We start from the raw sequence: 21,293 nt of genomic DNA on the forward strand, positions 1-21,293 counted from the left end.
GCTCCGGATTATAGCTTCTGAAATTGTAGTTCATGAGGCCCTCAAAAAGCAATTATCATGTTGAAATTATATAATATTTTACCGAATTCGGCCTCATTTTGCAACTAATATTTGCGGGACAGACTCTCAAGGAACAGCTTATCCACCGGAGAGGCGAATATGCCCTCTTTCTTTAATTGCCCTATGTCAAAGACGTACATCCCGGCCCTGTGGCGGACAGGGACGGCGGTACCAAGCACCCCGGTATCAAGCACGGACTCTTGCGGAATCCGGATGACGAGATCGCTTTTTATGACTGACAGACACGCCTGCCTTATGCCTGAGGCATAATCCTGCCCGGTGAGCTTTTCGCTCTTTCCCCCTTCTATAGTACCGCTTTCAAGCAGGACCCTGCACTTTCCGCACAGGCCGCTTCCGCCGCAGGAGGCATTTATGTGTACGCCCGCCTTTCGCGCCGCCTGCGATACAGTCTCCCCGTCTTCGACGAGGACGATCCTTCCGCTGGGAAGGAATTTCACTTTGTGCTCAGTCATATCAGCAAACCCTGAACCCTGAACCCTGAACCTCTAAACCTCTAAACCCCTGAACCTCTAAACCTCTAAACCCCTGAACCCCTGAACCCCTGAACCCCTGAACCTCTAAACGGTTACAAGCCTTCTAACCCTTCCTTCTATCTCATCCCTTATCCGGCGCATGGTCTCAATCGGCCTGCCGATAGGGTCAGACACAGGCCACTCCTGATCAGGTATCCCTGGTAAAAGGGGACACGCCTCTCCGCAACCCATGGATATGATCAGGTCAGGTTTTCCGCAGCGGATTGCCTCTTCGATGGATTTCGGCCTGCGAAAGGCCATATCAATCCCTTTTTCTTCCATGACCTCTACCATAAGCGGATTGATCTCCTGTGCCGGATAGCTCCCCGCACTTTCAGCTTCAATCCTGTCTCCGGCATAATACTGTGTAAATGCGCTTGCCATCTGACTGCGGCAGGTATTTCCTATGCAGACAAAGAGGATTTTCTTTCTCTTGAGAAAAGGTGCCACAAGCGCCCTTGCCTTTTCCTTTGCATCTGTGAGGGCCGTGGGGTGTTGCCTTATCTCTCCCGGCCCTTCAACCTGTCTGTAAGTGAGGCTGCCTTCAAAATGCGCCCCTACTGCATCAAAAAAATACCTGGCAGTGAGACTCACGCCGTCAAAGAGATTCTTTCCCTTTGTGGCCCCCAAGGATAACAAAAAACCACTCCGATAGTTTCTGCCGGGATCGCTCAGCCTGTGTATATATTTTCTTGCCCATAGGGCCTGGGATCGATCAATAAGGGCCTTCATCTGGGCCGTAGCCCCATAAAAAAATATGGGGGTGGCCATGATAACAAGATCTGCACTGCGAAGCAGAAAGTAGATCTGCTGCATGTCATCATCAATGGGGCAAAAGCCCATTTTTTCGCATGCACCGCATTCCTGACAGGGAATGATATGCTTGCGTGCCACATCCAGTCGCTTTGTGCAGGCACCAAGACCTTCAGCCCCGGCAAGAAATGCTGAAAGGAGAATGCCGGTATTCCCCTTGATACGCGGACTCCCTTGTAAACCTAATACGAACATAAACAGCTCAAATAACCCGGCACCATTCCTTGGCCGACATCTAATTACGCTGAAAAAACTCCTTTTGCGGTGAACCCGTTATATCCTGCCTTGAAGCGGTTACCTTTTTCCGGGTTTCAAAGCTCACTCATCGCAGACCGGAGAGGCAGTGCAATCCGGCCCGCGATCGAAACCCTGCAAAAGGCAAACCGCTCCTGCGGCAGGGCACGGATGGCAACCTCTACAGTGGACCACGGGTTCACCGAATATTTACGATCTGATAGGCACCTTGATCCTTCAGACCGCGCATCAAAAAACATGCCTCCCGGCTCGATCAGCATCATAAGAGGCCACGGTCAAGTAAGCAAGACAACGGGATTGAAATTATTAGTCGCAGATTTGATCTCCCAGGACCTCCTTCCCCGCGGTATTGCTTATTATCCTTGCGATGATATAGTTCACTTCCGCGAACTGATATCTCTGATAGAAGCCAGAGTAGATTTCGTGTTTTACTCTGCCCGGGGAAGAGAAAGAACCCTTCGGGGTGGAAGTCAAATACCAGGGACGCTTATCAAATAATTAAACCAGGGGAGATTTTTAGGAATGAGACAATATGTAGTGGATGAACTCAGACCAAAAGAAGTTGAAAAAATCAGGGAGTACCTGGACGAGAACTGCGATCTTTCAGATATCGAAGGGCTTTACTGGCTCAAAATACCGGACGATATCCTTTCTCCGGCACAGTATGAACACAAGAGCTGCCAGCCCCATTGCGTAGCCATAGAGCTGGGGGACAAATGGGTGAAATTTGAGATGCTGGTCAGAAGCCGCCAGAAGATAAGATGTAAATGCGTAAGCTTTGCAACCCATCAGCAAAGGGCCTTTTTGTTGTCCTTTGTTGATAATCTTCTGGAACGGACAGGGATAAGAATCTGAGTAACCGTTCAGGGGTTACTGAAAAAGATGAACGTCCAACATCGAACGTCCAACATCGACGTTGAATGAGGAAAGATGAAACTGAACCCGTGGTCCACTGTGGAAGTTGCCATCCGTGCCCTGCCGCAGGAGCGGTTTGCCTTTTGCAGGGTTTCAACCGCGGGCCGGATTGCACTGCCTCTCCGGTCTGCGATGAGTGAGCTTTGAAACCCGGAAAAAGGTAACCGCTTCAAGGCAGGATATAACGGGTTCACCGAATATTTACGTAAGCATCAAAACGGCTGAAAAGAAACAGAAATAGCCGTTGAATGTTCGGTATTGGATATTCGTTTTTCATTCGATGTTGGACGTTCGATGTTCGATGTTCGATGTTCATCTTTCAATATAACCTGTGAATCCTTATGGAAAGGAGTGTGGAGATGCCTCAACTCAACATTGACTGTGAAGGCCCCATAACTCAGAATGACAATGCCTATGAACTCTGTGACGCCCTGATACCTGAAGGAGGGAACTTCTTTGCCAGAGTCAGCAAATACGACGATTACCTTGCAGATATAGAGAAAAGGCGGGGCTACAAGGCAGGGGACACGCTCAAGCTGGTCCTTCCCTTTTTAATGGCCTGCGGGGCCACCAATAAAAAATTGGAAGAGTTTTCAGAAATGACCCTGAAGCTCCTTCCCGGTGCAAGGGACACGCTTTCCAGGGTAGCCGGCTTGATGCCCACCTTTATCATAAGCACAAGCTATTGCCCTTATCTCCAAGCGCTCTGCAGGGTGACCGGGTTCCCTGAAGATCAGGTCTATTGCACTTCTCTGGACCTGAACCAATACGAACTCACAGAACAGGAACAAAACATACTTAAGGAAATGGCTTCAGAGATTGCCGGCCAACCCCTTCTTTCCTGGCCTGAAAAAGCGGAGAATATCAGGGATCTCAGCAATAAGAACCAGGCCCTGGTGAGCCGCCTGGATACCATATTCTGGGAAGAGATCCCAAAAATGGGGATCGGGAGGATACTGTCCGATGTAAACCCGGTTGGCGGCCTTGAAAAGGCAATGGCAGTTGAGAATAGCCTCAAAAGGACAGGGCTTATTTTATCAGAAGTCCTGTACGTAGGAGACAGTATTACCGATGCGCAGGCCCTGGAGCTGGTTAAGAACGCGGAGGGTGTGGCCATTTCCTTTAACGGGAACCGCTATTCCGTAAAGTCGGCCAGGTGGGCGTGCATGTGCGGCAACACAGCAATCATCGGGGCCATTGCCAGGCTCTTGACCTTGAACGGCATGGAGGCCATGGATGAGCTCATGTCAGATATGGATAGTGACCGGGCCGAGGAGGCAATTTTACTGGATGCCCTTGCCTCAATGGGGGTTGAACCCGCCTTTCTTGAGCCGCTCCGGCTGCTTGGAGGCGAAGACGCTCCAAGGATCTTCCTTGTCAATAGTACTAATATCTCTGAGGTAATAAAAGACAGTGAATACATCAGGAAGAACGTGAGAGGCCTCAGTATCGGGGAGCTTGGATAGGATCGTTATTTTAATAAGGTCCCCAAAGCCATTCCTTTCCCGGTCTTTGTGATTCGGACCGGCAGGACCTGATTTTTGAGGTCCGGCTGGTATCTTCCGGTCTCAATCAGCACCGGGATGTAGTTTGGAGTAAGCCCTCGCCACAGACCGGTCTCTCTGTCTTGCCGCTCCACAAGGCACTCGAATATTTTATCTACATTGGAGCGGTAAAAGGCCTGCTTTTTCTCGTTTCCCAGGTCCCTGACAGCCCGGCCCCTTCTCGCCTTTTCTTTTTTGGGCACATTATCATTCATTGCCGCTGCGACAGTCCCTGGCCTGGGAGAAAATGGAAATGCATGGACATATGTAATCGGGAGTTCCGAGATCAATTCCATTGTCTTTCTGAAGGCAGGCTCATCTTCTCCCGGAAACCCGACCAGCACATCCGCGCCTATGGCTGCCTCAGGCATGGCAGTCCTCAGTTCCATAATCAGGTCCCTGTAATAGGAAGCAGTGTAGTGGCGGTTCATCAGTTTCAGAATGCCGTCAGAACCGCTTTGAAGAGGAATGTGCCAGTGTGGACAGAAATTAGGGGTGGACCTTGCCCACGATATCATGTCCGGGGTGAGCTCCGAGGGTTCTATGGAGCTTAAACGAAATCTCAGTCGAGGAAAGGCCGCGCACAGCCTTTTTAACAGGTCCGGGAGGGAGGTCTTTTCCGGCAGGTCCTCACCATACATACCTATGTGAATCCCCGTAAGCACTATCTCCTTTATCCCTTCCAGGACCATGGTCTTGACCTGTTTTTCCACCAGTTCAGGGGCAAGGCTCCTGCTCCTTCCCCTGGCGTAGGGTACAATGCAGTAAGTGCAAAAGGAATCGCACCCGTCCTGAATACGCACAAAGGCCCTTGTTCTTCCCGGCTGGCGTCTCACAGTAAAAGGCGCGATGGCTGTGACCCTGGAAATGTTGCCGACATAGAATTCCAGGCCGTCTTCAAACCCAAGGGCAAGGTCCACAAGTTGCGCCTTTTGGTCGTTTCCTACGAGACATACCTGGCCCGGAACCGCATCCAGGATCTCCTGGGCCCCCACCTGGACATAGCAACCAGTGGCTATGACTCTCGATTTTTTTCTGGATCGCTTCAATCTTCTGAGTATCTGCCTCGACTGGTAGGCAGCCCTTGAAGTCACAGTGCAGGTATTTACAACATAGATATCCGCTTTCCGGGTGTAATTGACAATATCCGCTCCCCTTGAGACAAAACCCTCTGCCAGGGCAGCAGTCTCGAACTGATTGACCTTGCAACCCAGAGTATAAAGGGCTACCCGCATATTGAACCGCCGCCGAGCACCAGATCATCCAGATAAAAGACCGCGAACTGACCTGGCGTTACGGCCCATTGGTCTGAGAAAAAACGGACACGGACCCTGCCGGATTCCAGAAGCTCCAGCTTTGCCAGGCCTCCCTGGTGACGATAGCGTATCTTCACTGTACAGGGCTGTTTAAGGGCCATATCAGGTGACACCAGCCAGTTTACATGTTCTGCAAGGAGTTCTTTCGACCAGAGGCTGTGCTCTTTCCCCACTACCAGGCGGTTGTTTTTCCTGTCCAGGGCGGCCACGTAATACGGGGTTTTATCCGGGATGCCAATACCCTGTCTCTGGCCTATTGTATAGGCATACAGCCCCGTATGCCTTCCGAGCACCTTGCCATCCATGTCGACAATGTCTCCGGGCCTGTTGTCGAAGAGGCCTCTCTTTTCCAGAAAGGTCCGGTAATTACCTTTCAGGAAGCAAATTTCCCGGCTCTCTTTCTGGACCAAAGGAAGCAGGCCTGTTTCAGCAGCCTGTTTCATCACATCTTTCTTGGTGCGGTCTGCAAGCGGGAATATCAACCTCGGGATGGCCCATTCAGGTATCTGATGCAGAAAGTATGACTGGTCCCTTTTTTTATCTTTTGCCTTGAAAAGGCCTGTCCGGCCGTCTGGAAGCCTCTTTGTCCCGGCATAGTGCCCTGTGGCCAGATGGTCGATACCGAGAGAGGCCGCCAGAGAGAGGCCGATTACTGCCTTGATCCTCTGATTGCATATCACGCAGGGGTTTGGAGTCAAGCCCATATTGTAGGATGTCCTGAAATATGAGATTACCTCGTTTTCGAACCTCTCTGCCTCATTCAGGCAGTGAAGCCTGATGCCGAGATGCCTTGTTACGTTTCTTGCCGCAAGAAGACCTGTGCCCGAGATCTCCTGTGGAAGAATATTCAGAAAGAACGCCTCGGTATGCCATCCTGCCTGCAGGAGATCATGGGCCGCCATGGCGCTGTCCACCCCTCCGCTCAAGGCTACCAGAACGGATTTGTTTTTTGGCTTTTGGCTTTTATCTCTTGGATTTGAGCTTTCCGGCATTCCGGATCAGGCCAGGACTTTGTCTTTGCTGAATCGAATTTCCATGGCCCTCACAGGGCAGATCGCCACGCAAAGTTCACAGCCTGTACATTTTTTGGGATCAAAGATCACCTCCATGGTCTCACGGTCCATGTATAGTGCATGACCAGGGCAGATTCCGGTACAGACACCGCACTGGTAACATACATCATCGTTCCTGCGGATTTCCTGTGCCACGGATTTGACGCCGACACCCAGATCCTTCAGGTAGCGAAGCCCGTCTCTCACATTTTTTTTGTGCCCGGAGATCTCGAGTACCATGAGGCCTTCTCTGTCAGGAAATATTTTTGCCTTTAGTATATTAAAGCACAGATCATGTCTGCGACTGAGATTGCAAATCAGGGGCTTATCCGTGACCTCCGGTGGAAAGCGGAGGACCAGGAGCTTTGTATACATGTGGGTTACTTCTCTGCCATTCATTTCCTGACTGCCTCTTTGCGGTACTGGATATAGGCGTCTTTAAAAGCGAAGTAAGGATCGAGAGCGGATTCTTTAAGGTCTTCGTACTCGCCGATGGAAAGAGATGTATCGTTAACTATGTCATAAGATCTGGTACCCATGGAAGTATAAAGAGGCCTTACATAGCTGACGGGTTGAAGAAAATAGTCACACGCAAGCCCGACTGAGTCACGCAGGGTAGAGGGTCCGAGAATCGGCAAGACAATGTAGAAGCCGTTGCCGACACCCCAGGTGGCCAGGGTCTGCCCTGTATCCTCCGACGGTGGGTTCAGCCACGAATACTTTCCGGCCGGATCGAAAAATCCGAGTATGCCGACCGTGCTGTTGAAGACGAATCGGCATGTATCCTGTCCGGCCCTCTTGAATTTGACCTGGAGGATATCGTTTACTAACCGTACGGGGTAGTCGATGTTGCAGAAGAAATTTTTGACCTTAACCCGGACCGGTTCGGGAGCGATAAAGCCATAACCACGGGCAACGGGTTTAAGGACTTTGAAGTAAAAGAGATCATTAAAGGCAAAAATTGCCCTGTTGAGTATCTCCAGGGGGTCACATACGTGAGATACTGATTCCTCTTCTTCCAAGTCGTCCATCCATCCATCGTATTCATCCTGGACAGCCGTCTCTTTGCCGGTTTCATCCGGCAGAGACATCTCCTGCGCAAAAGCCTTTAAACAATCGGCATCATACACGGAGATGAAAAATGCCAGGATTAAAAAAGTTAGGGCTGTGCGTTTTCTTTTCAAGATTTTTCTCCCGTTAAACGAAATAGCTCACTCGGTCGTGGCCTCTTCCTTGCTGTTGACCTTTTCACGTAATTGCTGCAGCAGGTCCTCCGGAGATTTTTTCTGCAGGATATTATTGAATTGGCTCCGGTAATTTCTCACCAGGCTCACACCCTCGATAAGGACATCATAACCCCTCCATTCCCCGTGCCTGTAAATGACCCTGTAATTTATCGGGATCTGCTTGGATGCCGTTACTGCTTCGGTTTCCACTTCGGCCCTGTTTGCGGAGAGCATGGTTGCCTTGCCATAGATTATCTTTTCGTCAGTATAGTTCTGGATTTTGTTCAGGTAGGTCTTTTCCAGGAGCCTGGTGAACAGGTCGGAGAATTCATCCATCTGTTCAGACGTAAACACCTTCCTGTATCTGCCGAGCACACTTCTGGAGATTTCATTGTAATCAAAGAGTGATTCTGTAAGGATACAGAGTTTTTGACGCTGGATCTCCCTGGCCGATTCCTCTTTGTAGGCAGGGTCACGCAGGATGCTGAGCACTTCGTCTACCGACGTCCTGACAAAATCAAGGGCCTCATCAGCCTGAATCGAAGCTGAAACAGAGACAGCAAAAAAAAATAAAATAAGAGAGATTATTACAGGTTGCCTTTTCATACTGCGCCTCTTTGGATATCAGGTAAGTTGAAAACAGATTACACACCCCCGAAAACATATTTACTGATCAGCTCTTCAAGGTCAATAGCCGATTCGGTTTCCGTAATGGTATCACCAGGCTGGAGTATAATATCAGAGCCGCCCGGCGTGATCCTGATAAATTTGTCGCCAATCATGCCGCTTGTCTTGATCGATGCTATGGCGTCGTCCGTGATTTGAACATCTTTATGGATCTTGAGAGTCACCAGGGCCATCTGCCTTTCCAGATCCAGGCCGATTTTGCTGACACGCCCGATCTCAACGCCGGCCATCTCCACACTGCTATCGGTTTTCAGGCCTGAGACCGAATTGAATCGTGCGTATAGAATATAATTGTCGCCCCCCATCAACTCCATCTTGCCCAGCTTGACAGTCAAATAGCCTACACAGATAAGGCCGATAAAGACAAATATACCCACGATTGTTTCCATGGAATACTTTTTCATGCTGTTTCACCGTGTTTTGAACGCTCGAGATGAGCAATTGTCTTTTGATGCGACAATGCCTGTTTCATTAAGGAATCCAGGTCCATCCCGGGCCTGGCTTCTGCCAATCCGGCCAGTACAGACAAGCTGAAACAGGCATTGTGATAGATTTTTGCCTGGAAGATTTCCTGTCTCTGTAAGTCGGCTGCCAATTCGTCAAGGATCTGTTCTGCCTCCTTAAGACCCGTATGCGGCAAGACCGTCAGGATGTCATTTGGGCCATACCGTGCGGAGATACCGGCGGCGTCGAAATGGTCCTTTATGAGCGTCCCGAGACACCGGATGATCTGCTGGGCTGCTATGTAGCCGACATGCTCATTGATTTGTTCAAGATCATCTATGGTGAACACCACGACAGGAAAGCCCTCGTGGAGGCGGTCCGCCCGTTCCATTTCCTGAATGAACATTTTCTTGATCTCTTGTTTGGTGTTCAACCCCGTCAGCTCGTCTTTCAGGCTCGCCTGGCCCTTGATGAACTGCTGCACAACCGGGTTTTCAGACTGCTCCAGTTCCACCGGTGTACCCTGAAAGGGAATCCGGCCGCTGTCTATGATGGCTACACGATTGGAAACGAAAAGGACATCCGGAATGTCGTGACTGACCAAAATGGCTGTAAACCTGATTTTTCTCTGGTGATGGGCAATCATGCTCAGGACCGCATTTTTGCGGAGCGGGTCAAGACCGGCTGTAGGCTCATCGAAAAGGATAATCTTGGGTTCGCTGACCAGCGCACGGGCCATGGCTACGCGCTTCTGCATGCCCCCGGAAAGCTGGGACGGATACTTATGGGCGACCCCGGAAAGCTCCATCCGGTCAATCTGGGCCAGCACTCTGCTCCGGATAGCATCTTCATGCAGCCTTGTTCTTTCCCTGAGCGGCAGGGCGATATTTTCAAATACCGTGAGCGAGTCAAACAGGGCGTTATTCTGGAACATGTAACTAATCTGCCGTTTAAATGATTTTCGCTCTTTCCGGCTCATGTCTTTGAGTTGCCTGCCCCTGAAAAGGACCTTCCCCTCATCAGGTCTGAGCAGCCCGATAATGTGCTTCAGGAGGACGCTTTTGCCCTCGCCGCTCTTGCCGATAATTGTCGTGATATCCCCTTCAAAGATGCTCAGGTTGATACTGTCCAAAACGATTTTTTCACCAAATCGTTTTGTCACGTTTCTTAATTCAATCAGCGGGACGGTCACGACATTATCACAGAAGAAATGAGGTCAGGACATAGTCCGCTATTAGAACCAGCACGCATGAGAGGACCACTGCCGAAGTCGTGGCCAGGCTCACCCCCTTGGCACCGAAGCCGCCGGGACGCATGTGGGTAAAATAACCCTGATAGCAGCAAATCGTTGAGACTATTATAGCAAAGACAAGGGACTTGATAAAGCCGCCGCTCACGTCCTGCATGATTACGTTGCTCTCGATACGGTTAAAGTAGATACCGGAATTGACACCCAGGAGGACCACACCCGAAAGATAGCCGCCTGCAATCCCGATCACATCAAAGATTGCTGTAAGCAGGGGAAAACTGATCAGGGATGCAGCAATACGTGGACTGACCAGGAAGCGGACGGGATTGATATCCATGGTATCAAGTGCATCGATCTGCTTGGAGATACGCATAATGCCGATTTCTGCAGCCATGGATGAACCTGCCCTGGCGATAATCATGAGCGCCGTCATGACCGGTCCCAATTCACGTATAAGCGAGAGTGCTACCGCGGCTCCAAGCACTCCCTCGGATCCGAATTTGACCAGCGTATAGTAGCCCTGCAGTCCCAGGACCATGCCGGTGAAAAGGCCCACCAGAAGAATAATCAGTATGGACCTCGCCCCGATGAAGAAGACCTGCTGCATGGTCTTGCCCGCCTGAAGGGGCAGAGAAAAAATCAGGGCAGACGCGTGAATAAAAAAAACCCCAACGGCCCCCAGTTCACCAATAAAGGCAATAGAAAATCTGCCCAACCGGTTGAACGGTGCTAATAGGGAATCGGTCACTTGAGCCATATTGATCAATGATTACCTTGCAAAAAGTCCCAAATATATTCGATACCTTAATATTCGATAAAATAAAAGTAAACAATAGGTGTTCAGAGGTTATTCAGGTCGCCAGAGATCCATGGACAAAGCATCCCTGCCGGCAAAATCCGGATATAAGCCCTGGCTGAGATCGAATTCTCCCGGAAAGTCAGAGGCAAGGAAGTCTAAGAGATGCTCTCTTATTTCCTGTTCGTTGGAGTACTCAAGAATATCTCGAACCAGAGCGCTGCATTGCTCCTGGTTGCTCATTCGAATCATGCGCTTGATCTTTGGTATATCCATGGCGTTCATGCTCAGTTCGTCCAGACCCATGCCAATAAGTACAGGAAGATACATCGGTTCCCCTGCCATCTCTCCGCAGATTGCCGCCTCAATTCCTGCCTCATGGGCCGCCTCAACGACACGATAGACCATCCTCAAGACACCGGGGTGCAAGGGCTCGTAGAGATGTGCCACATATTCGTTGATCCTGTCGATTGCCAGGGAATACTGGATAAGGTCGTTTGTGCCTATACTGAAGAAGTCCACTTCCCTGGCGAGGGCATCCGCCAGAAGTACGGCAGCAGGGACCTCTATCATAATGCCTATCTTGATATCTTCGTCAAAGGGAATTCCCTCCAGCCGCAGCTCATCCTTGGTCTTTTCCACATGCTCCTTGACCTGGATTATCTCTGACCTGCCGGATATCAAAGGGAAAAGCATCCTCACATCCCCGTATGCACTGGCCCTGAGTATTGCCCTTAGCTGTGTGCGAAACAGATTTGACTCTTTCAGGCAGAGCCGGATCGCTCTCAGTCCGAGGGCCGGATTTATTTCGTGGTCCGGAGAGACCGAGGACACGAACTTGTCTCCTCCTATGTCCAGAGTGCGGATTGTTGTCGAAAAAGGTGAGATGCGCTCTGCAACTTCTTTGTAAGTCAGAAAGAGGGCTTCTTCAGCAGGAAGTTCCTCGTGGGCCAGATACAGGATCTCGGTACGATAGAGCCCCACCCCCTCGGCACCACTGGATATGACAGAGGAAATCTCATCAAGGAATTCTATGTTGGCCTTGATCTTAAACCTTAATCCGTCCCGTGTCTCCGCGGGAACGTTGCTGTGCCGTATTACATCCAGTCGATACCGTATGTAATCTTCACGTTTTCTCCTGTAATGCCTCAAGAGCTTATCATCCGGATTTACTATCACATCACCGCGCAGGCCGTCTACAATCAGAACCTCCCCGGAAAGTATGGAAGACATGGCGTTTTCCAGACCCACAACCGCCGGGAGTCCGAGCGATCTGCCCAGAATCGCCGTGTGGGATGTCCGGCTCCCCATGTCTGTGACAAATCCCAGGATTTTTTCTTTGGCTATTTGGACCGTATCGGCAGGAGACAGATCGTGCGCCACCAGTATGACCGGGTCCTCCAGTTTACTGAGGTCCACCGAAGAACCCCCGGACAGGAGCTTCTGGACTCTCCACACCACGTATTCAAAATCCTCAATACGTTCCCTGATATACTGATCTTTTACCTGCCCAAACAACTCTCTGACATAGTCCGAGGCCTTATCGAGGGCCCACTCCGCATTAATTTTTTCTTCGGAAATTAACCTCAAGGTCCGATCGTAGACCGCACGGTCTTTGAGCATCAATAAGTGGGATTCAAAAATACCTGAATGTTGTCTGAGCTCTTCCGGAATCTCTGCGATCAACCGTCTTATTTGGCTTTCCGCCTCGGATAAAGCCTTTACAAATCGTTCTTTTTCAAGGTCAACCTCTCCTCTCTCAATTTGCCTTCTTAAGATCTTGACCTTGTGATAATCCAACAAGAAGGCGGGACCGATGACCACTCCGGGTGATACACCTATTCCTTTCAAGACCGCCGAATCACCTTTTTTTTCTGACATCTTGATCAATCCAATTCACCGAAACGATTTTCCACCAAGGTCCTGAGGTCTGTCACGGCCCGGTCTGCATCAATGCCGTCTGCCACGACCTTCAGGATGCTTCCGCAAGGGCAGGCGAAAGTCAGGATCTCGAGAATATTTTTCCCATCCACTCTCTTCCCGTCTTTTACAAGCCACACATCAGCATTGAATTCACTCGCCTTTTGGGCAAAACGGCAGGCCGGCCGCGCATGAAGACCCAGCCTGTTAAGTATGGTGACAGTAACTTCACATTCCATGAGAAAGCAGCGAACTACTTTTTTCTGACTGTGGTACGCTCTACCACCTTTCGGTAATATATCTGATTCTTTTCCAGATTGACGGGCCTTTTGCGTGACATGTTGATCTTGGTTACCATAAGATTTACTTTCTGGACCTGCCTGTAACGCTCCTGTTCATCCTCCAGGTTTTCCAGCAGTTCTATCGCGGTCTTGATTTCCTTCTCACTTTGCAGTTCCGGCGGTATAAAACCGGCATTCTTGAGTATCTTGTATGCCATTCGAAGGTCCGGGGGTACTAACGAATCGTCTTCAAAGACCAGCGGCCTGCCTCTGCCTCTGATATTGTCAAATTCTCCCTTTTCCATAGCTTCTTTGATCCGGTTTTCTGCTATTTTATGAAAATTGAACATGGCCGGGCATTTCTCCAGGTTGTCAGTTAAGAGACCATGGGATAATAATATATTAAATATTATAAAATAAGTCGCCTGTAAAATACCAGATTCTTTTAAGGACAAAAAATCGGTTTTTGCAAGTGGCTCCCTTGTATTCTGGAAAGTAATGCTTTTAGAGCTCGGGTTAGAAAATTTCATACTCTTCGAAAGGGTTTCTCTTTGTCTGTCAAAAGGGCTTACAGTGCTCACAGGAGAGACCGGTGCAGGCAAATCCCTACTTGTCCAGGCCCTGAAACTGATCCTGGGGGCCAGGGCTGATTTGCAGCAGATCAGGACCGGTACAAAACAGGCAATGGTGCAGGCAGTATTCGAGACCTTGCCGGAGGTCCGGGGCCGGCTGGAGGATATGGGGATATCATGCGGGGATGAACTTGTTATAAGAAGGACAGTGCCGCGGACCGGAAAGGGGAGAATATATGTGAATGGGGCCGTCGTCAGCCTTCAGGAACTGAGAGGACTTGCGTCGGGCCTTGCAAGCCTTGCCGGACAGCACGAATACCAGGAACTCCTTCGCCGCGAGAGACACGGACCCTGGCTGGACCGCTTTTCCGGGCTTGAAGATCAAGTGGATCGGATAGCCGGCCTGTATCAGGAGGTTAAGAGGCTTCAAACAGATCTCCAGAAGGCCAGAGCTGCAAAAGAAAAAGCGGCAGAAGAGGCGGACAGGCTCCGGCAGGAAGCACAGGAAATTGACAGGATTGCCCCAAAGTCTGGAGAGGAAGAAAGGCTTGAGCAAGAAATAAAGGTATTAAAGGCGGCCGAAGCTTTGCGGACACTGGGAGACACCTGCTACAGGACCCTTTATGCCGACAAGGGATCAATACAGGAAAAGCTGGCAAGCTGCAGGCAGGACCTCAAGCGCATGGCAGGCCTTGATCCTGCCATGGAAGAGACGCTAAAAGAACTGGACGCTGTGGCATACCAGGCAGATGAGGTGGCATGGACTGTTCGCGAGTATATTCAGAGTCTGCCGGCAGATATTTCACAACTGGAACGGCTTGAGGAACGAATCTACGGGCTCCGAGAGCTTAAAAGGCGTTTCGGCCCGACCATTGACGACGTCCTGACCTACAGAGAGGACATAGAGACAAGGCTTGCGTCCCTTCACGAAAGCGGCGACCGGATAGAACACCTGGAGACAAGACTGAAAGAAAAAGAAAGAAGTCTCTTAAATGCCTCCCTGGAACTGAGCAAGAAAAGACATCAGGGGGCAAAGGAACTTTCCAGGGCCATTAAAGCCGAACTGGCTGACCTGAGGCTGGCAAAAACCGATTTCATGGTAGAGGTCGAGCCTGCCGGGAGGCCCGTGGCTTCTGATGTGGGGCCCAGGGGGCTTGACAGCGTGCAGTTTCTCTTCAGTCCAAACATCGGGCAACCTCTTCGTCTCCTGGCATCAATTGCTTCCGGAGGGGAACTCTCGAGAGTAATGCTGGCCTTAAGGGCCGCCCTTGCCAGGCAGACAGGCGTTGAAACCATTGTCTTTGACGAGATAGACGCGGGAATAGGAGGAGAGACAGCAGAAAAAGTGGGGTCTAAACTCAAGGCCCTGTCTTCTTTCGGTCAGGTTGTCGCCATAACTCACTTTCCGCAGATAGCCGCAAGAGGTGATCGTCACATAGCATTAGAAAAGGTGGTAAAGGGCGATAATACGGTCATTATGATAAGGGAAGTAGAGGGAGACCAGCGCCTTGAGGAACTTGTGAGGATGCTCGGCGGAGACAGGAAAACCGCCAGGGCATATGCCGACAAGCTGCTCGCGGGTTCAAAGGTTCAGGGTCCGCCGAAAATCTGAACCGTATTTCAAACCAACATGATCACCGAATCACCGAATTCCCCCGCATGCCTTGTACTTTATTCCGGCGGTCTTGACAGCATCCTTGCCTGTAAAATCCTTCAGGATATGGGGATCCGTGTTATAGCCCTTTATTTTATTGCACCGTTTTTCGGCAATAGACTCAGGGGACAAGAAGGGGCCGAAAAGAAGGAGGTGCCTGCCTGCCCTGGAATACAATTCGAGGAAATAGATATCTCCGATGAGTATCTTGAGATGTTAAAGAACCCGGAGCATGGCTATGGAAAATACATGAATCCCTGTATTGACTGCAAGATCTTGATGGTCAGAAAGGCCATGGAAAGGCTGGAGGAATTCAATGCATCCTTTATAGCCACAGGAGAGATCCTCGGCCAAAGGCCCATGTCCCAGCGCAAGGACGCCCTCAGGATAATAGAGCGGGACAGCGGTGCCGACGGACTGCTTTTACGTCCCCTGTCAGCCCTCCATCTCCGGCCAACGGAAGCAGAAAATAAGGGTCTGGTTGACAGGTCAAGGCTGCTGGGACTGACCGGCAGAGGACGAAAAGACCAGATTGCCCTTGCCGGCAGATATGGAATAAAGGAATATCCGGCTCCTGCCGGTGGATGTGTACTTGCCGATCCCATACTGTCCAGGAGATTCAGGCGTATGTTCGAACTTTGGCCGGGGCTTGATGTTGATGACTGCGTCCTTTCCAGGATAGGAAGACACTTTGTCCTGCCTGACAGATCGTGGCTGGTAATCGGGAGAGACAAAAAGGAGAATGCAAGGATCGTATCCTTTATCAAAGAAGAGGACATCATCCTCCGTCCGGCATCAGGCCCCGGGCCAACCGGGCTCTGGCGGAAGGTAAGCACTGCCGCTTATGCAGATATTGCAGCAGGCATCCTGTGCCGGTATACAAAGGTAAAAAAATATCCGGAAGAGATTAAACTGTCAAACCAGGGAACCGGAGAGATTGAAATTATCAGAACCGCGCCGGTCTCAGATGAAACTATAAATAGATATAGAATGTAGTCGGCAGATTCCTCAAGGTTGCGTACCTAAACTTGTTGTCATTATCGTAAAAAGACTTTAATTTGTTGTAGGCGTTCACAGGGTGCTGCATCTGCAGCACCCTGTGAACGCCTACAGCTCGGTGGGTTGCGGTAAAAGGGGCGGTAAATATCCGGTGAACCCGTGGTCCACTGTGGAAGTTGCCATCCGTGCCCTGCCGCAGGAGCGGTTTGCCTTTTGCAGGGTTTCGATCGCGGGCCGGATTGCACTGCCTCTCCGGTCTGCGATAAGTGAGCTTTGAAACCCGGAAAAAGGTAACCGCTTCAAGGCAGGATATAACGGGTTCACCGAATATTTACAACGGGCGTTGTAACTCCGTGAACGGTTACAATTTGTACGCCGCGGATCGGATTTTTTAGCGAAATCAGAAAGGAATTTTATAATCGATGCTAAGCACAATTCGGAAGAATACAGGCTCCTGGCTGATTAAAATCATACTCGGAGTTATTGTAATAGTATTTATTTTTTGGGGCGTGGGGAGCTTCCGTTCCCAGAGGCTCAATGTCGTGGCCATAGTGAATGATGAAGATATCCTCATGGAGTCCTACCGCCTTGCTTATGCCAACTTGCTGGACAGCTACAAGCAAATGTTTGGCGGGCAGATCCCTGAAGGTCTTTTGAGCCAGATAGACATCAAAAAGCAGGTCCTTGACGGCCTTATAAACGAGGTATTGATCCGCCAGGAAGCCGATAAAGCGGGCATATCGGTGAGCGACTCAGAGGTACAAAATGCCATCATCGGCATTCCCGCATTTAAACGCAACGGAATCTTTGACCAGAGATTGTATGAAAGGTCTCTGAGAGGGGCCAGGTTGACACCCGCCATCTTTGAGGCGAAGGTCAGGCAGCAGATACTCACGGATAAGTTGAAGACCCTTCTTTTCTCCGGACTCACTGTGACTGAGGCAGAGGCCAGAGAGCACTATATGTTCGAAAACGAGGAGATCAACCTCTCCTATGTATCAATTGATGCATCAGAATGCGAAAAAGAAGTAAATGCCACGAAACAGGACTTGGCCTTCTGGCACGAATCACATAGTGAGAACTACATGACAGAGCCCCAGATAAATCTGCGCTATCTGCTCCTTAAAGAGTCCGATGATATTGATAATGCCAACGTGACGGATTCTGAGATAGAGGCCTACTACCAGGATCACAGGGATGAATATGAAGTTAAGGAACAAAGGCGTGCAAGACACATATTGCTCAAGGTATCCAGGAACTCTGATGAAGATAATACAGAAGAAATCCGAAAAAAGGCGGAAAAGATTCGTGACCGGATCGAAAAGGGCGAAGACTTTGCAAAACTGGCCAGGGAAAATTCCGAGGATGCCGGGAGCGCCAGAAATGGCGGAGATCTTGGTTTTTTTGGCAGGGGCATGATGGTAAAACCCTTTAAGGAGGCTGTATTCTCCATGAAGGAAGGTGAGGTCAGCAAGCCGGTGCTGACCCGTTTCGGCTGGCACATTATCAAGCTTGAAAAGATAGAGCCGGGCAGGGTAAAATCCCTGGCCGAGGTAAAAAACTCTATCGTCACCAGGCTCAAGACCCAAAAAGCGAAAGACATGATATGGGATCGTGCCAATGAGGCATATGACGAGATAATTGAACTGGGAAGTCTCAGTGCATATGCAAAGCAACATGAAATTGAGCTGGGGACCACCGGGCTCTTCAGCCAAAATAAACCGCCTGCCGTGGCAGGTGGAGATCCGGAATTACTGAAGACTCTGTTTGCCCTGAATTCCGGCGAGCTGAGTTCTTTGCTCCAGGTACGTCAGGGTATCCTTATAGCCGAAGTACTCGAGAAGAAGGCACCTTATCTGCCATCCCTGGAAGAGGTGAAAGGGCAGGTAAAAAAGGACTATGTCCGGGAAAAGGCAAAAGATCTGTGTCGCATGAAGGCCCAAAAACTACTTGAGGCGGCAAAGGAACAAGGTCTTGAGGCTGCCGCCAGGGACAGGGGGCTCGAGGTCCGGCAGACAGGCCTTTTTAAACGGACAGACAAGACCGCCAAAGGCAAATTGCCCCAGGCTGTTGCCCGGGCTGGACTCTCATTGTGCAAAGGAAAGGTCTATCCTGACGAGGTAGTTGAGAGCAAAAACAGTTTCTACATCCTGGCCCTCAAGGAAAATAAAGATGCGGATATTGCCGGCTTTCCAGCACAAAAAGATGCCGTAACCAAGCGAATACTTAAGCAGAAGCAGCAGACCCTCTTTGAGGACTGGCTGAAAGACCTGCGCAAGAGGGCATCTATCAAGATGGTCGCAAGAATTTAAATGGTAACGGTTCAGAGGTTCAGAGGTTCATGGTTGCTTTTCTTTTGAACGGTTAAGGCCTTTTTCAGCGCGGTCATGTGTACCTTACCCGCAAAGTGCAGGGGGCTCTTGCCTGATACGGGATCAAAGGCCGAGGGATCGGCCTTGCAGAGATACTGGATCTCCCTTCCAATGGTACTTGGCGCTTCATCCACAGGCACCCCGATCATCCTGGGAATGACCTGCCAGGTGGCACCGCACGAAGCTCCTCGCTTTACATGAAGTCCTTTTATGCGGCCGTTTTTTATCTCGGCATCATACTCAGGCAGGCCGAACTGCTCTCCATAGGCACCAAGACCCTTCCTGCGCCCGAGGCCGCAACACGTAAAAGGACAGATGGCTCCCGGTATGTGCTGCCCCGAGGCTATTACCGGTATTCCCCTGGCGTTACAGATCTTGACAAGATACTCAGACAGGTCCGGGTGCCTGAGAAAATTGAGGATCAGGTCGCCTTTAAAATCGGCAGAGATAAACTCTTCAGGCTCGTCAATGATCTCTGGCAGGCCGGAAGGAATATCAGAGACTCGTTCTATTGTGATGTTCCGGCCATAGGCCTCTATCCCGGCCACCTTATGTTTTCCTGAGCCTGCCTCCTGAAAGACTGCCAGTCTGAAAGGGCGAAGTTTTCTTTCAGCCATTAATTAAAGCTCAGCCCTGGCAATAGGCCAAAACATTCTTGATATTCTCAACTGAATAGGTGCCGGACATCCCCCAGATCTCTGCCTGAAACACGGCATTTTCCGCCAGTCTTTCATGGTCCCCGGTCTTTATCCCGATATCAGAAAGATTCTTTGGGCAACCGATATTATCAAACCATGATCTCAGGGCATCTATACAGGCCTCTGATTTTTCTGAGGCATCCTTTCCGGATATACCCCAGATACGCTCTCCAAGCTGGGCCGTTTTTTCCGGATGGTCCTGGGCCCACCAGGTCATCCAGCCGGGCAAGAGGGCTGCGAGACCCTCTCCGTGAGCCACTGAAAACAGTGCGCTGACTGCATGCTCTATCAGATGTACCGGAAAATGATGGTCTCCGACACCGGCCTTGGTCAGGCCGCAAAGGGCAAGGGATGACGCCCACATCATGGTAGCCCTGCTCTCATAATCCTCAGGGGACTTGATACAGGCTTCGGTGGTATCCATGATGGTCCTGATAAGTCCCTCGGCCATCCGGTCCTGCAGAGGGGTATTGGGGTCCGGACCATTGAAGTACGGCTCAAGGAGGTGACATACGGCATCCACTCCCCCATAGGCCGTATAGTCTGCAGATACAGTATAAGTGGTCGTTGGATCGAGAATGGAAACCCTCGGATAAAGGTGAAGGGAACCGGCAGCCAGCTTGTGCCTGCTCTCTTCGTCCGTAATGACCATAAACCCGTTCATTTCAGAGCCGGAAGCCGCCAGCGTCGGAACGGTAATCACAGGAAGGGCCTTTTCAACGGTCCTCTCCCCTGTAAAAAAGTCCCACACGTCTCCTTGTTCCATAACCGCACCTGCGGCAACCGCCTTTGCAGTGTCCATGACACTCCCGCCGCCGATGCCAAGGACGGCCTGAATCCCATAGTCCTTTGCCATCCTGATGCCGTCACGGACCCTTGAGAGCAGGGGATTGGACCGGACTCCGTCGAGATCCACGACACTGATTATTTCTTCCTCCAGCCGGTCTTTTACTTTTTGATAAAGACCGCTCTTTTTCAGGCTTTCCCTGCCGGTTACCAGCAAGACATTGCTTCCAAAGGGCCTCACCACCCTGCCTATTTTGCTGACTTCACCTTTTCCAAAGATTATACGGGTGGAATTCTGATATTCAAAATTATCCATGTTCTCTTACCTGGCTTTTGGGCAATTTTTGTCGAGAAAGTCAAGAAACCTCCGGCCTTGCTCTGGGACAGAGACCATACCCCGCGACAGTATCTCTCCCGGAGTCAGGGCCTGTCCGTAGAAGGCCTCGTCGGTCTTGTAATCATGATGCAGGTATGCTCCCTCAAGGGACAGGCCTGCAAAAAAACCCTTACTCCTTGAGTAGGAATATATCTCGGCCTGGAGAGTCGCGTCGGTTCCTGCCTTCAGCTTCCTGCCGACAGGACCGGCGGCTACTGAAATATCTCCACCCAGCGTAAGGTTGTTTTTGAAAAAGGCATTTACCCCCCTTTGATTCATTATCACCAGGATCAGGTCAGTGGCCTGAACCCCGATCTGCCAGCCAAAACTCCCGCTCCCGATTCGTAAAAAGGCAGGACCGCGCCAGTTTCCTGTCTTGGGATCTCTGACAACCATCAGGCCTTTTCCGTAACCGGCTCCGACAACAAATCCCCCTTTGTAGACAGAGGGAAATATCGCAAGCCCCTTGCATCTTGTCAGAAGCTCCTCCGGAATGCCTCCCTCTGGCACATTCTTGATTTCAGCCAGCACAGTCATGGCATTTTCAATGACTTTCCCAGGTCCTGCCGCCTTTGCAGCCGATCCATAAGGATATGCAATAAGACCTGCAAAGACACTGATCCACATGGCCCCGGACAGGGATCTCAAAAAAAACCGGCAAATGAAACAGGGTCTGGCTCTCATGATTTACTCCTTTTCTGACGATTATTTTGTTGCCATATACTTATACGATTTTCTGCACTTT

At 50.4% G+C, this 21,293-nt stretch carries 23 protein-coding genes; 7 read left to right on the plus strand and 16 right to left on the minus strand.

Annotation, left to right across the window (positions count from 1 at the left end; all coding sequences use genetic code 11):
* Positions 1-104: 104 nt before the first annotated feature.
* Both C4B57_04635 and C4B57_04640 read right to left on the minus strand, forming a co-directional pair.
* Positions 105-533, minus strand: coding sequence for a hypothetical protein (locus tag C4B57_04635; protein ID PXF54900.1), 429 nt, complete (start codon positions 531-533; stop codon positions 105-107).
* A 105-nt stretch (positions 534-638) separates the two neighbouring features.
* Complete coding sequence (locus C4B57_04640; GenBank protein ID PXF54901.1) at positions 639-1,601, minus strand: flavin reductase; 963 nt, start codon at positions 1,599-1,601, stop codon at positions 639-641.
* 69 nt (positions 1,602-1,670) lie between these two features.
* Here C4B57_04640 and C4B57_04645 point away from each other — a divergent pair, with 69 nt between their 5' ends.
* The 3 genes from C4B57_04645 (at position 1,671) to C4B57_04655 (ending at position 4,042) form a co-directional block, all read left to right on the plus strand.
* Positions 1,671-2,159, plus strand: a complete 489-nt coding sequence (locus C4B57_04645) for a hypothetical protein (protein ID PXF54902.1) — start codon at positions 1,671-1,673, stop codon at positions 2,157-2,159.
* 24 nt (positions 2,160-2,183) lie between these two features.
* Positions 2,184-2,516, plus strand: coding sequence for a hypothetical protein (locus tag C4B57_04650; protein PXF54903.1), 333 nt, complete (start codon positions 2,184-2,186; stop codon positions 2,514-2,516).
* Positions 2,517-2,935: 419 nt separating this feature from the next.
* On the plus strand, positions 2,936-4,042 hold the full coding sequence (locus tag C4B57_04655; protein PXF54904.1) for a hypothetical protein: 1,107 nt from the start codon (positions 2,936-2,938) through the stop codon (positions 4,040-4,042).
* Positions 4,043-4,047: 5 nt separating this feature from the next.
* Here C4B57_04655 and C4B57_04660 read toward each other — a convergent pair whose 3' ends face one another.
* The 11 genes from C4B57_04660 to C4B57_04710 form a co-directional block, all read right to left on the minus strand.
* Positions 4,048-5,355 (minus strand): tRNA (N(6)-L-threonylcarbamoyladenosine(37)-C(2))-methylthiotransferase MtaB, encoded by a 1,308-nt coding sequence (locus C4B57_04660; GenBank protein ID PXF54905.1) that lies wholly within the window; start codon positions 5,353-5,355, stop codon positions 4,048-4,050.
* On the minus strand, positions 5,346-6,428 hold the full coding sequence (locus tag C4B57_04665; GenBank protein ID PXF54906.1) for a tRNA 2-thiouridine(34) synthase MnmA: 1,083 nt from the start codon (positions 6,426-6,428) through the stop codon (positions 5,346-5,348). Before C4B57_04665 ends, C4B57_04660 begins: the two co-directional genes overlap by 10 nt.
* Positions 6,429-6,434: 6 nt before the next feature.
* Entirely contained in the window at positions 6,435-6,863 is a 429-nt protein-coding gene (locus C4B57_04670; GenBank protein PXF55006.1) for a (Fe-S)-binding protein, read from the minus strand.
* 20 nt (positions 6,864-6,883) lie between these two features.
* Positions 6,884-7,672, minus strand: a complete 789-nt coding sequence (locus C4B57_04675; GenBank protein PXF54907.1) for a VacJ family lipoprotein — start codon at positions 7,670-7,672, stop codon at positions 6,884-6,886.
* A gap of 27 nt (positions 7,673-7,699) precedes the next feature.
* Complete coding sequence (locus C4B57_04680; GenBank protein PXF54908.1) at positions 7,700-8,320, minus strand: toluene tolerance protein; 621 nt, start codon at positions 8,318-8,320, stop codon at positions 7,700-7,702.
* A 38-nt stretch (positions 8,321-8,358) separates the two neighbouring features.
* Positions 8,359-8,805, minus strand: coding sequence for an outer membrane lipid asymmetry maintenance protein MlaD (gene mlaD / locus C4B57_04685; GenBank protein PXF54909.1), 447 nt, complete (start codon positions 8,803-8,805; stop codon positions 8,359-8,361).
* Positions 8,802-10,037 (minus strand): diguanylate cyclase, encoded by a 1,236-nt coding sequence (locus C4B57_04690; protein ID PXF54910.1) that lies wholly within the window; start codon positions 10,035-10,037, stop codon positions 8,802-8,804. Before C4B57_04690 ends, mlaD begins: the two co-directional genes overlap by 4 nt.
* Before the next feature lie 7 nt (positions 10,038-10,044).
* Positions 10,045-10,851 (minus strand): ABC transporter permease, encoded by an 807-nt coding sequence (locus C4B57_04695; protein PXF54911.1) that lies wholly within the window; start codon positions 10,849-10,851, stop codon positions 10,045-10,047.
* Positions 10,852-10,941: 90 nt separating this feature from the next.
* On the minus strand, positions 10,942-12,780 hold the full coding sequence (gene ptsP, locus C4B57_04700; GenBank protein ID PXF54912.1) for a phosphoenolpyruvate--protein phosphotransferase: 1,839 nt from the start codon (positions 12,778-12,780) through the stop codon (positions 10,942-10,944).
* Complete coding sequence (locus C4B57_04705; protein ID PXF54913.1) at positions 12,777-13,049, minus strand: HPr family phosphocarrier protein; 273 nt, start codon at positions 13,047-13,049, stop codon at positions 12,777-12,779. Before C4B57_04705 ends, ptsP begins: the two co-directional genes overlap by 4 nt.
* Before the next feature lie 14 nt (positions 13,050-13,063).
* Positions 13,064-13,441, minus strand: a complete 378-nt coding sequence (locus C4B57_04710; GenBank protein PXF55007.1) for a DUF1992 domain-containing protein — start codon at positions 13,439-13,441, stop codon at positions 13,064-13,066.
* Between the two features lie 148 nt (positions 13,442-13,589).
* On the opposite strand from C4B57_04710, the gene recN reads away from it, so the two are divergent.
* From recN to C4B57_04730, 4 genes are all read left to right on the plus strand, one after another.
* Complete coding sequence (recN, locus tag C4B57_04715) at positions 13,590-15,275, plus strand: DNA repair protein RecN (GenBank protein PXF54914.1); 1,686 nt, start codon at positions 13,590-13,592, stop codon at positions 15,273-15,275.
* A gap of 18 nt (positions 15,276-15,293) precedes the next feature.
* Positions 15,294-16,313: a thiamine biosynthesis protein gene (locus tag C4B57_04720; protein ID PXF54915.1), complete on the plus strand. Its 1,020-nt coding sequence runs from the start codon at positions 15,294-15,296 to the stop codon at positions 16,311-16,313.
* Between the two features lie 82 nt (positions 16,314-16,395).
* Entirely contained in the window at positions 16,396-16,593 is a 198-nt protein-coding gene (locus C4B57_04725; GenBank protein PXF54916.1) for a hypothetical protein, read from the plus strand.
* A 145-nt stretch (positions 16,594-16,738) separates the two neighbouring features.
* Positions 16,739-18,628: a hypothetical protein gene (locus tag C4B57_04730; GenBank protein PXF54917.1), complete on the plus strand. Its 1,890-nt coding sequence runs from the start codon at positions 16,739-16,741 to the stop codon at positions 18,626-18,628.
* Positions 18,629-18,639: 11 nt separating this feature from the next.
* Here the strand turns inward: C4B57_04730 and C4B57_04735 are convergent, their stop codons facing one another.
* The 3 genes from C4B57_04735 to C4B57_04745 are packed head-to-tail and all read right to left on the minus strand — an operon-like array spanning position 18,640 to position 21,232.
* A complete protein-coding gene (locus C4B57_04735) occupies positions 18,640-19,305 on the minus strand; it encodes a hypothetical protein (GenBank protein ID PXF54918.1) in 666 nt (221 codons plus the stop codon).
* A 10-nt stretch (positions 19,306-19,315) separates the two neighbouring features.
* A complete protein-coding gene (locus C4B57_04740; GenBank protein ID PXF54919.1) occupies positions 19,316-20,488 on the minus strand; it encodes an NADH-dependent alcohol dehydrogenase in 1,173 nt (390 codons plus the stop codon).
* Between the two features lie 6 nt (positions 20,489-20,494).
* Positions 20,495-21,232 (minus strand): hypothetical protein, encoded by a 738-nt coding sequence (locus tag C4B57_04745; GenBank protein PXF54920.1) that lies wholly within the window; start codon positions 21,230-21,232, stop codon positions 20,495-20,497.
* Between the last annotated feature and the right edge of the window lie 61 nt (positions 21,233-21,293).

The sequence above is a fragment of the Deltaproteobacteria bacterium genome, from assembly GCA_003194485.1.
In the GTDB taxonomy this organism is placed as follows: domain Bacteria; phylum Desulfobacterota; class Dissulfuribacteria; order Dissulfuribacterales; family UBA3076; genus UBA3076.

What these genes read in the sequence shown, in the direction of transcription:
- C4B57_04635 (PXF54900.1), bottom strand. Translation starts at nt 533, where the DNA reads ATGACTGAGCACAAAGTGAAATTCCTTCCCAGCGGAAGGATCGTCCTC.
- C4B57_04640 (PXF54901.1), bottom strand. Translation starts at nt 1,601, where the DNA reads ATGTTCGTATTAGGTTTACAAGGGAGTCCGCGTATCAAGGGGAATACC.
- C4B57_04650 (PXF54903.1), top strand. Translation starts at nt 2,184, where the DNA reads ATGAGACAATATGTAGTGGATGAACTCAGACCAAAAGAAGTTGAAAAA.
- C4B57_04655 (PXF54904.1), top strand. Translation starts at nt 2,936, where the DNA reads ATGCCTCAACTCAACATTGACTGTGAAGGCCCCATAACTCAGAATGAC.
- C4B57_04660 (PXF54905.1), bottom strand. Translation starts at nt 5,355, where the DNA reads ATGCGGGTAGCCCTTTATACTCTGGGTTGCAAGGTCAATCAGTTCGAG.
- C4B57_04665 (PXF54906.1), bottom strand. Translation starts at nt 6,428, where the DNA reads ATGCCGGAAAGCTCAAATCCAAGAGATAAAAGCCAAAAGCCAAAAAAC.
- C4B57_04670 (PXF55006.1), bottom strand. Translation starts at nt 6,863, where the DNA reads ATGTATACAAAGCTCCTGGTCCTCCGCTTTCCACCGGAGGTCACGGAT.
- C4B57_04680 (PXF54908.1), bottom strand. Translation starts at nt 8,320, where the DNA reads ATGAAAAGGCAACCTGTAATAATCTCTCTTATTTTATTTTTTTTTGCT.
- mlaD (PXF54909.1), bottom strand. Translation starts at nt 8,805, where the DNA reads ATGAAAAAGTATTCCATGGAAACAATCGTGGGTATATTTGTCTTTATC.
- C4B57_04695 (PXF54911.1), bottom strand. Translation starts at nt 10,851, where the DNA reads ATGGCTCAAGTGACCGATTCCCTATTAGCACCGTTCAACCGGTTGGGC.
- C4B57_04705 (PXF54913.1), bottom strand. Translation starts at nt 13,049, where the DNA reads ATGGAATGTGAAGTTACTGTCACCATACTTAACAGGCTGGGTCTTCAT.
- C4B57_04710 (PXF55007.1), bottom strand. Translation starts at nt 13,441, where the DNA reads ATGTTCAATTTTCATAAAATAGCAGAAAACCGGATCAAAGAAGCTATG.
- recN (PXF54914.1), top strand. Translation starts at nt 13,590, where the DNA reads ATGCTTTTAGAGCTCGGGTTAGAAAATTTCATACTCTTCGAAAGGGTT.
- C4B57_04720 (PXF54915.1), top strand. Translation starts at nt 15,294, where the DNA reads ATGATCACCGAATCACCGAATTCCCCCGCATGCCTTGTACTTTATTCC.
- C4B57_04730 (PXF54917.1), top strand. Translation starts at nt 16,739, where the DNA reads ATGCTAAGCACAATTCGGAAGAATACAGGCTCCTGGCTGATTAAAATC.
- C4B57_04735 (PXF54918.1), bottom strand. Translation starts at nt 19,305, where the DNA reads ATGGCTGAAAGAAAACTTCGCCCTTTCAGACTGGCAGTCTTTCAGGAG.
- C4B57_04740 (PXF54919.1), bottom strand. Translation starts at nt 20,488, where the DNA reads ATGGATAATTTTGAATATCAGAATTCCACCCGTATAATCTTTGGAAAA.
- C4B57_04745 (PXF54920.1), bottom strand. Translation starts at nt 21,232, where the DNA reads ATGAGAGCCAGACCCTGTTTCATTTGCCGGTTTTTTTTGAGATCCCTG.